General features: G+C 62.2%; 10 protein-coding genes and 1 pseudogene. 8 read left to right on the top strand and 3 right to left on the bottom strand.

The genetic code is table 11. The features are described from left to right. The first annotated feature begins 4 nt into the window (after positions 1 to 4). A complete protein-coding gene (locus AAGW05_RS13035) occupies positions 5 to 856 on the top strand; it encodes an NAD-dependent epimerase/dehydratase family protein (RefSeq protein ID WP_411804971.1) in 852 nt (283 codons plus the stop codon). 778 nt (positions 857 to 1,634) lie between these two features. Here AAGW05_RS13035 and AAGW05_RS13030 read toward each other — a convergent pair. After that, a complete protein-coding gene (locus AAGW05_RS13030) occupies positions 1,635 to 2,711 on the bottom strand; it encodes an App1 family protein (protein ID WP_411804970.1) in 1,077 nt (358 codons plus the stop codon). A gap of 265 nt (positions 2,712 to 2,976) precedes the next feature. On the opposite strand from AAGW05_RS13030, the gene AAGW05_RS13025 reads away from it, so the two are divergent. The 3 genes from AAGW05_RS13025 to AAGW05_RS13015 all read left to right on the top strand — a co-directional run bounded on the left by AAGW05_RS13025 (position 2,977) and on the right by AAGW05_RS13015 (position 7,122). Next, the gene (locus tag AAGW05_RS13025) at positions 2,977 to 4,554 is read left to right on the top strand and encodes a phospholipase D family protein (RefSeq protein WP_411804969.1); all 1,578 of its coding nucleotides are present in this window, start codon (positions 2,977 to 2,979) and stop codon (positions 4,552 to 4,554) included. Positions 4,555 to 4,749: 195 nt separating this feature from the next. Then, the gene (locus AAGW05_RS13020; RefSeq protein ID WP_411804968.1) at positions 4,750 to 5,205 is read left to right on the top strand and encodes a hypothetical protein; all 456 of its coding nucleotides are present in this window, start codon (positions 4,750 to 4,752) and stop codon (positions 5,203 to 5,205) included. Positions 5,206 to 5,214: 9 nt separating this feature from the next. Further along, the gene (locus AAGW05_RS13015; protein WP_411804967.1) at positions 5,215 to 7,122 is read left to right on the top strand and encodes a M64 family metallopeptidase; all 1,908 of its coding nucleotides are present in this window, start codon (positions 5,215 to 5,217) and stop codon (positions 7,120 to 7,122) included. Positions 7,123 to 7,352: 230 nt separating this feature from the next. Here AAGW05_RS13015 and AAGW05_RS13010 read toward each other — a convergent pair. Then, a pseudogene (locus AAGW05_RS13010) lies at positions 7,353 to 7,487 on the bottom strand (transposase); the annotation flags it as partial. Positions 7,488 to 7,537: 50 nt separating this feature from the next. Between AAGW05_RS13010 and AAGW05_RS13005 the strand changes: the two are divergent. From AAGW05_RS13005 to AAGW05_RS12990, 4 genes are all read left to right on the top strand, one after another. Continuing rightward, positions 7,538 to 9,097: a serine hydrolase domain-containing protein gene (locus tag AAGW05_RS13005; protein ID WP_411804966.1), complete on the top strand. Its 1,560-nt coding sequence runs from the start codon at positions 7,538 to 7,540 to the stop codon at positions 9,095 to 9,097. A 675-nt stretch (positions 9,098 to 9,772) separates the two neighbouring features. Continuing rightward, positions 9,773 to 10,981, top strand: a complete 1,209-nt coding sequence (locus AAGW05_RS13000; RefSeq protein WP_411804965.1) for an amidohydrolase family protein — start codon at positions 9,773 to 9,775, stop codon at positions 10,979 to 10,981. A 187-nt stretch (positions 10,982 to 11,168) separates the two neighbouring features. Beyond that, entirely contained in the window at positions 11,169 to 11,354 is a 186-nt protein-coding gene (locus tag AAGW05_RS12995; RefSeq protein WP_411804964.1) for a CsbD family protein, read from the top strand. An 80-nt stretch (positions 11,355 to 11,434) separates the two neighbouring features. Continuing rightward, a complete protein-coding gene (locus AAGW05_RS12990; RefSeq protein ID WP_411804963.1) occupies positions 11,435 to 11,695 on the top strand; it encodes a GlsB/YeaQ/YmgE family stress response membrane protein in 261 nt (86 codons plus the stop codon). A 77-nt stretch (positions 11,696 to 11,772) separates the two neighbouring features. Here the strand turns inward: AAGW05_RS12990 and AAGW05_RS12985 are convergent, their stop codons facing one another. Next, the gene (locus tag AAGW05_RS12985; protein ID WP_411804962.1) at positions 11,773 to 12,465 is read right to left on the bottom strand and encodes a sigma-70 family RNA polymerase sigma factor; all 693 of its coding nucleotides are present in this window, start codon (positions 12,463 to 12,465) and stop codon (positions 11,773 to 11,775) included. Positions 12,466 to 12,723 lie beyond the last annotated feature (258 nt).

The raw sequence follows: 12,723 nt of genomic DNA, 5'->3' as shown, positions 1-12,723 counted from the left end.
TGAAGTGGCTGTTGTGATTGCCGGCTGTGGTGACCTGGGAACTGAAGCCGGGCTGCGGTTCGCTTCTCTGGGCCACCGAGTGATGGGACTTCGACGCTCAGCGGAGAAGCTGCCATCCGAAATTGAAGGACAGGCGATTGATCTGTCCGTAGAGATGCCAAGCCTGCCGGTGGACACCACCATCGTGGTAATTGCCATGAGCCCCGATCAGCGCAGCGTAGAGGGTTATCAAGCGGCATACGTCAACAGTGTTCTGCGGATTGCCGCTGCCATCCGTAAAGATTGCGCTGCTCCACCGCGAGTGCTGTACGTGTCATCGACAGCGGTCTACGGTATTGACGATGGATCCTGGGTCGACGAAACGACTCCAACCCAACCCACCTCGCCGACTGCAGTTGTGCTGCTAGAAGCAGAGGAGACCTTGCTCCAGCTGATTCCCGAGGCGACGATCCTGCGCCTTGGAGGCCTCTACGGACCAGGACGCACTCGGGAAATTGACCGTGTCCGTCAGGGAGTCGCGCCGATCTCGTCTGAGCCAGAATTCACGAGTCGGATCCATCGTGACGATGCTGCAGCAGCGATCGTGCACCTCATGACCATGCAGAACTGGCCTGAGACTGTCTATATAGGCGTCGACAACCTCCCCGCCGATCGTCGCGACGTCGTTGAATTCTTGGCACGCAGCCTTGACCTGCCCGCGCCGGAAGTTAATAGCGATTCCTCGCGTGGGCAAGGGATCCGCGGCAAACGCTGCAACAACCACCGGCTTCGGGAAACTGGATTCGTGTTTTCTTACCCTACCTATCGGGAAGGCTACGCGGCCGTTCTTGAAGGTGGCGGAGTCCGCCATGCCTAGGCATCTTTGACCACTTAGCTTGGTCAACACCAATATGGTGTGGGCGCCGATCAGCGGCTGGATCAATCCCTGCTTGTTGTCCTAGGGGAACTCGTGGCTTGTACCGCGCTGCTCATGCACCGCCTGCAGATCGATAAATCCTCTGCGCCCCTGATCCGACGCCCGCGACGAATAACTCCTAGTCGGGGAGGGGTTTGGCTTTCCGGTCATCGCAGCATCCACTGCCGAAACCGACGGGTATTAGTTAGTAAGCACGCATTGGTGAACGCCTCGTATTCTAACGGCTTTCTGGTCCGTTCCCGGGAAAGTAAAATTTACTGAACGGGGGAATCTCACGATCTGGATATTGTGGGGTGGGGTTTTCTATCAAAAACCGCGTAGTTCAGGGCTTTTCGTCGATTTCTTGGGGCTATCGCATGTCGTAGATGGCCGTGATTTTCGTTGAATTAGAGGGGTATTCAATGAGTGAGAATGCTGAAGCCCTTGTCTCTATCGCCGGTGGACCCTGGAATTTGTGAAAACCGGCTCATCGGTGGGCCTCCGTGGATCAGCGTGGGTTACGGGCTGTGAGTGACAGTTTGCGCCCAGGCCTCGGGGCAGGCGCTGGTCCTTGTGACTGTCCGGTTGGAGTGACGCTTGGTGGGGTAGGTGCCCGGTAGGGAGCGAAGAACCGAGCAAAGGGTCCCGGGCTGGTCAGCTATTGCATAATAAGAGCGGCCGCCGCCGCTCCGAGTGCCCACGTCGGCATGGCCGCGACAAGTTCGCGACGGGAACAGGATTAAAGCAGCCCGTAGTTAGCCAGCTGTTCGGCTATTCCCGCCCCGTCCGGCGCACTCGCCCAGGGCACAGTGCCGTGTTCGGAGGTGGGGGCGTCCTCGTGGGGGAGTCTGCCAGCTAGCAGGGCCTCGCCCGCGGATAGCTGGCGGACGGCTATTGCGGCGGTCTGTCCGGCGTGCGTGCGGGCGAAGTCGGCATAGATTTCCGGGTCGTGCTGCCCGTCGTCGCCCACGAGAAGCCACCGGATGCCGGGGAATTCCCGGGCGAGTCGTTCAAGGTTGGTGCGCTTGTGCTCTCGTCCGCTGCGGAACCAGCGCTGCCGGGTCGGTCCCCAGTCGGTGAGCAATAGGATGCCCTTCGGATAGAGGTTCCGTGCCAGGAATCGTCCGAGGGCCGGCGCAACGTTCCAAGGCCCGGTCGACAGATAGAGGACGGGCGCCTCAGGGTGGCGGGTCACAATTCGGTCCAGCAATACCGCCATGCCGGGGGTAGGCGTGCGTGCCCGTTCGCTCAGGACCAAGGTGTTCCAAAAGGCCAGCAGGGGCCTGGGCAGTGCCGTAACCATGACGGTGTCGTCGATGTCGCTCACGATGCCGAACGTGGCGTCCTGCGCCACGACCAGGACCTGGGCCTCGGCCGGGACCGTCCCCGGGCTGCGCAAGAGGACGGTGTGCCGGCCGGGTTCGAGGGAGACTTGCACGACCACGTCCACAAGGCCACCGTCGTCGGCTCGGACCGGGTGGGCGACGCCGCCGATTTCCACCTCAAGCTCGCTTTGAGGGATGGGCACGCTGGTGAAGGCGCGCCACCCGCGGACCTTCTCACTGGTGGCGGGAGCCTCCCTGGTGAGGACGACCCGGGCAAGCACGCGCACCCACGTGGTGCTGCCGTAGCAAGGATAGGCGATGATTGTGGGCCTGAAGCCGATGGTTCCAGCCACTTGCATGCGTACGCCGTGGATGACGTTCGAGAGGTGGACGACCGTCGCCAGCAGCGCCCGTGCCGGAGGTTCACGCACGGAATCAACGGTGGGCTTCTCGGGCGCGTGCTGCTCGTATTGGTGCGAAGTGGGGACCATGTCTCCACTGTCCCACACAACATGGGCATCGAGGCCAGAAGGGACCTGAACGTCGGAAAACGCTTGTTGAACCATGTACCACCAAGCCACAGGAGTGCGAGCACAGGGTGGGACAGATCGCCGAGCTGCCCACCTGCCCCGAACGGCACCGTCCGCGGTGGGCCAGGCCCTTCAGAGACGGTTGGGGATAAGAGGGGCACAAGGTCGTAGGCTATCTTGGGGATCAGACATGGGCCGCTTGGCCAGGGCACGGAAGGAATACTACATGGACAGTCACGCCGGTTCGTGGTTTCTGAGCCGCGATGAGCGGGGAAACCTGGCCACGGAGATACATGCTGGTGGTGCCGGATCGCCATCGTGGTCGGAGGGCAACCTTGTGCGCCCATTGATTCATGGAGCGGGGTACTTCGCAAGGCTGCATGAGGAGCTAACGGTCCTGCGGGCGGGTGACCGTGTCTGGTTCACCGATTGGCGCGGCGACGCCAACGAGCGACTGCTGCCGGGCGGCCCGACGATCGGGGAACTACTCGCGAGTTTGGCAAGCGAGGGCGTTGAAGTGCGTGGCCTTGTCTGGAGATCGCATGGGGAGCGCGTTTCTTCCCCCATCAGCGGCCGGGCCAACGAGCTGCTGAGCCGTCAGATCAACGACGCCGGCGGCGAAGTTCTGCTGGATCAGCGTGTGCGCCTGTTCGGTTCCCACCACCAAAAGCTGGTGGTCATCCGTCACCGTGACGACCCCTCGAGGGACGTGGCCTTTGTTGGCGGGATCGATCTTTCGCACAGCCGGAGGGACGATGCGGAGCACTCCGGGGACCCGCAATCGGTGAGCATGGATCCCCTTTACGGGACGCAGCCCCCGTGGCACGATGCCACACTTGAGCTGCACGGGCCCGTGGTGGCCGATGTTCTGGCAGTGTTCGCTGAACGATGGAACGATCCACACCCCCTGGACCGGCGTACGCCTTATCGAATGCTGCTACAACGCCTCGCCCGGATGCCGCGGCACCCCAAGCCGCTGCCAGAGGCGGCGCCGCCGCCACCGCCGGCGGGCCCGCATGCGGTGCAGCTGCTGCGCACTTATGGGATCAAGCGGCCGCCGTTCCCGTTCGCCCCTGAGGGAGAGCGCAGCATCGCGCGCGCCTACATGAAAGCGTTCGCCCGCGCCCGTTCGTTGATTTACATCGAGGACCAGTACCTCTGGGCAACGGAAGTCGTGGCAGGAATCGCCATGGCGCTAAAGCGTAACCCCGAGCTGAACTTTATAGCCGTAGTGCCCCGTGCGCCAGACTCGGACGGCGCACTCAAAGGACCACCCATGCGACTCGGGCAACTCCGCGCCATGAGGATGCTCCGCGAGGTTGCGCCTGATAGGGTGGGCGTTTTTAATCTGGAGAATAGATCCGGCACTCCGATCTATGTCCATGCCAAGATCTGCATCATCGACGATGCCTGGTTCACTTGCGGATCAGACAATTTCAACCGCCGATCCTGGACCACTGATAGCGAGCTTACCTGCGCCGTGGTCGATTCCGGTCACGACGCGTCCTCGTCCTTGGCGCACGCACTGCGCCGCGAACTCTGGGCCGAACACCTGGGCCTGGAACAGGACGATCCACGGCTACATGACCCGCTTTCGGCGCTCCAGCTTTGGAAGTCCACCGCCGACGCCCTCGACCGGTGGCACGAAACGGGCGGCCGCTCGCCCCGTCCCGTCGGTCAGGTTCGACACCACATCCCCGAACCCGTGCCGCCACTGAAGCGCCTGTGGGCCGACCCGCTGAGCCGCTTCGTGGTGGACCCGGACGGTCGACCCCGCCGACTCCGCGGCACATCCGAGTTCTAGGCAGGGCTCCTCGGAGTAGGGGAGGGCGCCCCATGCCAAGCCCGTCAGCTCAGAATTTGTCGGCTAGGGAAACGACCGCCGACGGCCTACGCCTACGCCTATTGACATTGTCCTTGGCCGGGAGTTCACTGAACCATAAGCAGTGGCTGGCTTGGGGGCAGTTCCGCCGTGAGGCGCTTTCCCGGGGAGACGGTTATGAGTGATGTCGGCAATTCCAGCGGTTCCGATGCTGTCCGGCTGATCTTCGAATACTCAGAGGGGAAAATCAGCCTAGTCCACCAGCAGAAGGTGGATGTGGCAGTGCCCGGTGTTGAGACGCACCTCGACACTCGCTCTGGTCACTATGTGGAGCTTCGTGACGGCGGTGGCGCGTCGCTGGCTAGAGTCCCGGTCCGGGAAGATTTGGCCGGGAGTGCGGAAGTGTTTCCCGAAGACCATGCGGAACCGATCAGCAGGGTTGAGCGGGCCGCCGCCCACGGTGCGTTCACCGTCGTCGTCCCGGCTACGGCGGCGGCCCAAAGCATCGCCGTTGTGCGTATCTCCACCCCTGAAGGAGAGGCACCGCCGCCCGCCGGCGGGGCCACGAGCCCCAGTCCCGGCGGACCTACCGTCACCGACGTGGCAACCTTTCCCCTCGACCTGAAGCTGTGAGGTGCTGCCATGACAACCTCCGACGGAACCATACTTGGCACCACCCAGATCTACGGCTCCGCTCCCCGCAACCGGGCCTTTAACGTGGTGATGCTGGGCGACGGGTTCACCTCTGCCCAGCAGGGCGACTTCGATGCGGCCTGCGCCGATTTCCTCACCGCCTTCCTGACGACAAGACCCTACGATCGGTTGGCGCCCGCCATCAACGTCTTCAGGGTCAACGTCAGTTCAACGGATTCCGGGGCCGCGGATCCGGTTGCTACGGGTGGATCCGGCGCGGCCCCGCATACCTATTTCGATTCATCCTTCGGTAACAACGGCATCAGGCGGCTGCTCGAATGCAACAGTACGACGGCGCTCACCGCCGCCGCCGGTCAGGTTCCGGAATTCACGGTGGTCCTGGTGGTGGTGAATTCCGCGGTCTACGGCGGAAGCGGCGGTTCGGTAGGGACCTATTCACTGGCGTCCGGGGCGACGGAAATTGCCCTACACGAGATGGGCCACACTGCCTACGGGCTGGCCGATGAATACGCCTACTATGCAGGCGGCTCGGAAACCGGACACGATCACCACCCAAGCGTGGAACCGGCAGAGCCCAACGTCACCATCAACAGCACCAGGGCAACGCTTAAGTGGGGGTGGGCGGTGGCCGCGGCGACAGCGCTCCCGACCATGGCTAACCCCGACTGCAGCACCGACGACGGTCGGGCCAGCCCCGTTCCGTCGGGCACGGTCGGCCTTTTTGAGGGTGCCCATTATTTCCACTGCGGCGCCTTCCGGCCGGAGTACAGCTGCAGGATGCGCCAGCTCGGCGTTCCGTTCTGCCGGGTCTGCCAGCAGGTCATCTGGAACAGGATCGGCCCACTGGACACGCTTCCGGCCCGCACCCGAACGCCGATCAGCGTGATCGCCCGCTACCCGGAGCATCTGGATGTCTTCCCGGTGGCCTCCGACGGCAGGACCGTTTCGGACTGGTGGGACCAAAACAGCGGTTGGGCCGGCTGGTTCGATCTTTCCGGAGGTATTGCCTCCCCCGGTGGCACGGGGTCCCCGGTGACGGCCATCGCGCGGTACTCCGGCCATCTGGATGTCTTCACCATCGGAACGGACAACCGTGTCTACAGTGCTTGGTGGGACCAGAACGGCGGCTGGTCCTCATGGTTTCAGCTCGGTGACCTAGTCGCCAGCGCGGGCGCGACCGTTAATGTCGTCGCCAGATATGCGGATCACCTTGATGTGTTTACGACGGCGGCGAACGGCAGCATCATGTCCACGTGGTGGGACGCTTCTGGCGGCTGGGCCGGCTGGTTCCAGGTCTCCGGCGGCGTCGCCGCACCGGGAGCTACCGTTACCGCCATAGCCCGCTATCCCTTCCACCTCGACCTGTTCACCGTGGGCACCGACAATCGCGTGTACAGCTGCTGGTGGGATCAACGTTCCGGCTGGTCCGGTTGGTTCCTGATCGGTTCCGTGACGGCCCGGGGCGACGCCACCATCTCCGTCGTCGCCCGCTACCCCGATCATCTCGACCTCTTTAGCACCGACTCGGATGGGCGGATCGTCTCGGCGTGGTGGGATGCCAGGGCCGGTTGGTCGGACTGGTTCCAGGTCTCCGGCGGAGTGGCCTCGGCAGGATCTCCGGTGACCGCCATCGCCCGCTATTCGAACCATTTGGATCTTTTCACCGTGGGCACGGACAACCGGATCTACAGCACGTGGTGGCATGACACGACGGGTTGGGCCAGCTGGTTCGGCGTCTCCGGCGGGATTGCCGAACCAGGCAGCCAGATCGCCGCCATTTCACGGGTCACCGAACACATTGACCTCTTCGCCGTCGGTTCCGACGGCCTTCTCTATAGCACTTGGTGGGACGGCTCCGGCGGCTGGGCTGGCTGGTTCCAGCTCGGCATAACCTGACGGACCAGGCGGTATCAGCTGGCGAGGTGCTGGGCGGGCCGACGTACCGGGCTGATGATCTTACCGTCCTGTCCGCTTCCATGATGTTACGTTCGGTCTTCATCGTGTTCCAGGGAACTTTCAGCCAGGCACCGTTGCCGGCGCGCCCGTGGACGCAGAAATCGAGTGAGGGAGGCTCGAGACTAAGGCGGCACAAGCTCCTAGAAGTACTTTGTTAGGTTGGGGAGTTGGGCCGCGGCAACGATGGTGAGGTGGCGGTGCAAGCCGTTGTAGGAGCGTTCGCGGAAGTGGTCCAGGCCGAGCCCGGTCTTCACTTCCCGGTAGTCATGCTCGATCCGCCAGCGCATCTTGGCGAGCCTGATGAGTCTCTTCGTGTGCCCTTGCGCGCCAGGGGAGTGATCACTACGATTTGCCCATGCGATCCACATTCGGGCAGAGACTTCGTACTGAAAAGCTTGCACGACCGCCTGTACTAGTGGCCGTGGTAGTTGCGATAGTCGCAGCATCCCTCTTACCGACTCCGGCTGTTGCCAACACTGCGAATCGCGAGACGGATTCCAGTCTCGACAGCTTCGTGCGGCAGCAGCGCGCTGACCTCGGACTACCTGGACTTGCCGTTGTTGTGCTTTCCCAGGGCTCAGTCAAATTCGAGGGAACCTACGGAGACGCTTATCCTCGCGGGCCGATGGTTACGCTCAACACACCGTTCGTACTTGGGTCAACATCCAAACAATTCACCGCCTTAGCAGTTCAGCAGCTCATCTCGCAGCGACGTCTCGCTTTGAGCGACTCTGTCGGAACTGTTCTGCGGGAAGTGGGTGGTGCCAAGAGCCTGTTTTCGACCGTGACACTGGCTCAACTGCTCAGTCACACCTCGGGGATTAGCGAACATACGGGTCGGGAGGAATTCAATCCTTGGCCAGCGGTCACTTCGATCCGGGACGAGGCCCGGCGCGTTTTGCAGAGTACGCCAACCGCGGCACCGGGTGCGCATTTCGAGTACTCGAATGCCAACTACGCGCTGCTCGGTGCGGTCATCGAACAGGTGACTGGGCGGTCGTTTGAGGATGCGCTCCAAGTCCTTGTCCTTGAGCCTCTCGGGCTCACCTCAACCACGAGTGACCTCGAACTTGCTCGCTCGAACGGATTGGCTGCCAGCTACTACAACTGGTACGGGATCGTTCGCGCCGTAACCCCGGGGGCGATGTGGCCGATGGGTGCGCCGTCAGCATTCATTACGTCCACTGCCAGTGACCTCACCCACCTCCTGCAGGTCCACATGGGTGAGCCAGCGGGAATCGCTGCTGCAACACTTGCCAACGCCCGGGCTCCCCTTACTCGAGCCAACGAGTACAGCCAATACGCCAGCGGGTGGTTTGTTCGCCCGTTCTGGGAACTGCACGATAACGACGAGAACAGCACCGACCCGAGTCTTCCAACGCTGTGGGAGCATTCCGGCAACACCGAACGATCGATGTCATACCTAGCCTTCGCGCCGTCCCTCGGACTGGGCGTCGTGGTCCTGAGCAACTCTGGCCTCGGTACGGACCAGAACAAATTCTCGCGATTCACCGAGTCGCTGTTGCACCAGATCGTCGGCACCCGAGACACCCCGGCGACGGTGGACCCGCTCGTTGCCGCGGCGCCGCTCATCATGATCGGGCTCCCCATTCTGCAGCTGATGATGGTGGCCTGGCTGATCGTCGCAGCCGCACGCCCCCGTCACTCGCGTACCGGGCGGTGGCTTCCGATCCTTGTCGGCGCCCTGATAACAAGCGCAACTGTCTTTTTTGCTCTGGTCGTCGTGCCAAGCCGAACACATACACCGATCTTCGAGCCGACTTGGTGGAATGCCACTCCAGACCTCGCAGTGTCAGTTGGGGTTAGTCTTCTCGCTGTCACGAGCTGGGTAGCGCTGATCGCAGTTTGCCTCATCCGAAAGAAGACCTACTCGACCAGGCAAAAGCACAGCTAAGCCACTTGGCCGAGGCTATCGATCAACCTCATCGGACGCTTCGCCAAATTTCCGGAGTGGCCACCATGAGGTGGTATCGCCTACAACGGTGACGCGGACTCGGACGAACAATAGATCCAGGCGGCTCTTCAGGGAGAGTGGTTTCGGTCTGAACCGCTGGATTGCAACAAAGATCTGACGGCTTAGATTGGTGGTTGGTTTGTGCCCGCCAAGCTGATGTCTGGTTTGTTTGAGCGTGGTGGAATCGGGCTTTTGCGGCAGGGTCCGGGGTTTCGAGCTTGGTGGGCAGGCTGAGACCCGGGGTGTAGGTGCTGGCGATTCTCAGGGGCCATGAAAAAACTGCCGTAGGCGGCCACGAAACTCCCCAGCTTTTTGGCGACTTGCCGCCAACGGTCAACCCACTGCCGTCTCTCGGATACCAACCGGTCCGGGATCTCGCCCTTCGCCTTCTTCGCAGCGTCCGCATTCGCGGCAGCTTCCTTCATCGTGATTTCCTTGCGGGCAATCTTTCGTCTTCCCATAACCCATCCCTCGAGCACAACAAGAGTGCCCGACCATGCACCAGAGATTTCGCGAGCACATTCCAAATGAGGCACGCACCCCATTTCGCGAGCACTTTAGATGAGTCTCGTCGGGACCTTGCCGGGGTGTTGGTCGTGGGCGGAAAATGGGTAGATGCATGCCATCCGGGTTCGTCATATCTTCGACGGTGAGTTATTTTTGGCTGGCGGTGCGACGGTCCTGATCGAGGACGGTTCGATCGTCGGAGTTGAGCCTTATGGGTTTTCGGTCCCCGGGGTTTGTCAGGTGACGCGCCACGAAGGGACGTTGCTGCCGGGGCTGATCGACGCCCATACACACCTCGTCACCGACAGCGGTGTCTCGGCCTTGGACCGGGTCGCCGGCTTTTCCGCCGAGGAGATCGAGCAGGTCGTTTCCACCGCGTTGCACGATCAGCTCGTGGCGGGTGTGACGACCGTACGAGATCTGGGGGATCGGCGATTTTATGTCCTCGAGCGCCGTGATCGGCAGCTGTCGAGTCCCGGGATCGAGCCTACGATCCTCGCCTCCGGGCCACCGTTGACAAGTACGAACGGCCACTGTCACTACCTCGGCGGTGAGGTTTCCGGGAACGACGAGATCATCAGGGCGGTCGCAGAACGGGTGGAACGGGGCGTGAACATCATCAAGGTGATGGCCTCGGGCGGTGTGAACACTCCGGGCACCGATGTGATGCAGACTCAGTTCACGGCAGATGAGCTGCGGCTGATCGTTGGCCGCGCCCACGCAGCTGGTGTTCCGGTGACGGCTCATGCGCATGGAACTCCTGCGGTGGAGCAGGCGCTCTCTGCCGGGGTAGACGGGATAGAGCATTGCTCTTGTGTCACCGCCCGCGGCTTCGGACAGGTCAGCGAAGAGACGCTCTCGACCCTCGCGCGGAGCCGCATCGCGGTCTGTCCCACCCTCGGCTACGACACACATCTGATGACGACCCCGCCGCCGGCGATACGGACGATGTTGGCGAGGATCGGGATGACGGTCGAAGGGATGCTGCAGGTCCGGTCCGACTTTGTCGCCCGGCTGCACCGCAGCGGAGTGCGCCTGGTATCCGGCGCCGACTCCGGCATCGCGCCGGCCAAACGGCATGGAGTGCTCCCGTACGCTGTGTGCGAGCTGGTCACCGCAGGCCTGAGCATCACTGAGGCCCTGGCAACGGCGACTTCGGGTGCAGCGGAGGCATGCGGGGTCGGCACACGCAAAGGCCGACTCGCCCCCGGCTACGACGCCGATCTCCTCGTCGTCGCCCGGGACCTTGAGACTGATGTGACAGCGTTGCACCAACCCCGATCGGTGCTGCTACGCGGCCTGCCCGTCAGCCTCTGACCGAGCACAACCCCGGCTGGCTTTACTCCTTGCTGAAGAAACAGGTTTCGAAAATGTTTGGATTCCCCCGGTGGGGGCATTGTTATGGATGAGGCTCGAGGCGCCATTGCCGCGTAGCCCGGGAAACGGATCGAAGAGCAGCGGCCGGTCGGCCCCTCGTGCTTTTCGTTCCCTCAAGGAGACAATCATGGGTATCGCAGACAAGTTTGAAAATAAGGCCGAGGAACTCAAAGGCAAGACCAAGGAGCACATCGGTGCAGCCACGAACGATCGGAGCCTTGAAGCGGAAGGCAAAGTGGACCAGACCAAGGCACATGTCAAGCAGGCTGGTGAGCACGTCAAGGATGCTGCCAAGGACGTCACTGACCGCTGATCGTCACGGAGTCACCTGGACAGGCCCATATTGGGCACGTCCTCACTCGACCTGAGAAGTTGAACCAAAGGAGTTAGTTCATGAGTTTTATCGCGTTCCTGATATTGGGACTCATCGTTGGTGCGATCGCAAAAGCCATCCTGCCCGGCCGTCAACGTGGTGGCATCCTTATCACCATGCTCCTAGGAGTCGTGGGGGCCTTGCTGGGAGGGTGGATCGGTGGGGCGATCTTCGGCGTCGGGCTTGAGAATTTCTGGAGCCTGCAAACCTGGCTGGTCGCCATCGTGGGCGCATTGGTCGTCCTGGGAGTCTACGGCGCCGTTGTGCGCCGCCGCGCCTGACACGAGCCGAGCCCGTCCCGCGTCCTCCACAGAGGGCGCGGGAGGGGATCCTTTCGTGTTGCTTCCATTGCTTTTGTCTACTTCTCCGCGGGCTCGGTCAGGCGACGCCCGAGACGGGCGAGCAACCGTTTGAGGCGTCGGGAAATCTGCATTTGACTGACGCCGAATTCTTGGGCGATCTGCCCCTGCGACAACTCCAGAACGAAGCGCAAATGAAGTAGCCGCCGGTCGTCCTCGCTCGTGTCCCTGAGGGCCGCTTCAAGGGTCAGCTTTTGCTCAACGCGTTCATAGGCGGGGTCCTCCGTGGCCAGAAGGACTTCTGACCCTCGGTCCTCGTAGCTCGTTGGGGCGTCATTGTGCTCGATCGGTTGGGCGACCATGGCCATCTCCGCTATCAAGGCCAGCGTCGTTTCCATCACTGATATGCCAGCGGCAAAACTCAGATCGGCGGCTGAGGGAACCCTCCCCAGGCGCTGCGTCAGCTCGGGGCGCACCCGGCTGATCTTGAGCCTAGCCTCTTGAATGGGCCTCGGTGGTCGCACCACCCAGGAATGATCCCTGAGATGTCGCTTGAGCTCCCCAGTGATTGTCGGCACTGCAAAGGCCATGAACCCATGGTTTCCCAAGTCGCGGTACCTCTTGGCCGCCTTCACCAGGCCAAGCCTAGCTACCTGCCGCAAGTCTTCCGCCTCACACCCCGGGGCGCTATAGCGGCGCGAGAGAGCGTCGGCTAGCCCCAAGAATTGAAGCACCAACTGATCAGGGCTCATCCCGGCCTCCAACCTTGCTGGTTGTGGCGAGAATGGATTGCCAACACACGAAGGCCCGAGTGCGAAAGTTCGGGAGATTGACCCCTGCAACGCATTGCTGGCCTTGGACTCGCCTAACAACGGAGCAGCGTTGGCATTTCGCCTAACGGTGGGTATACTCTTCTCTTGACTTTCGGGCCGCTGAGTTTGCGTGTATATCACGTCGGTCACGTCCTTCGCGGTCAGCGGGCTGCCGGAGCGATTAAAGCGAGTTTTTTC

Origin of the sequence: Arthrobacter sp. LAPM80, assembly GCF_046736435.1 — a bacterium.
Taxonomy (GTDB): domain Bacteria; phylum Actinomycetota; class Actinomycetes; order Actinomycetales; family Micrococcaceae; genus Specibacter.
Note: the sequence above shows the minus strand (reverse complement) of the source record. Positions and strands in the feature narration are given on the sequence as shown.

Coding starts and splice junctions, on each gene's coding strand:
- AAGW05_RS13030 (WP_411804970.1), bottom strand. CDS start 2,711: ATGGTCCCCACTTCGCACCAATACGAGCAGCACGCGCCCGAGAAGCCC.
- AAGW05_RS13025 (WP_411804969.1), top strand. CDS start 2,977: ATGGACAGTCACGCCGGTTCGTGGTTTCTGAGCCGCGATGAGCGGGGA.
- AAGW05_RS13020 (WP_411804968.1), top strand. CDS start 4,750: ATGAGTGATGTCGGCAATTCCAGCGGTTCCGATGCTGTCCGGCTGATC.
- AAGW05_RS13015 (WP_411804967.1), top strand. CDS start 5,215: ATGACAACCTCCGACGGAACCATACTTGGCACCACCCAGATCTACGGC.
- AAGW05_RS13005 (WP_411804966.1), top strand. CDS start 7,538: ATGCGATCCACATTCGGGCAGAGACTTCGTACTGAAAAGCTTGCACGA.
- AAGW05_RS13000 (WP_411804965.1), top strand. CDS start 9,773: ATGCATGCCATCCGGGTTCGTCATATCTTCGACGGTGAGTTATTTTTG.
- AAGW05_RS12995 (WP_411804964.1), top strand. CDS start 11,169: ATGGGTATCGCAGACAAGTTTGAAAATAAGGCCGAGGAACTCAAAGGC.
- AAGW05_RS12990 (WP_411804963.1), top strand. CDS start 11,435: ATGAGTTTTATCGCGTTCCTGATATTGGGACTCATCGTTGGTGCGATC.
- AAGW05_RS12985 (WP_411804962.1), bottom strand. CDS start 12,465: ATGAGCCCTGATCAGTTGGTGCTTCAATTCTTGGGGCTAGCCGACGCT.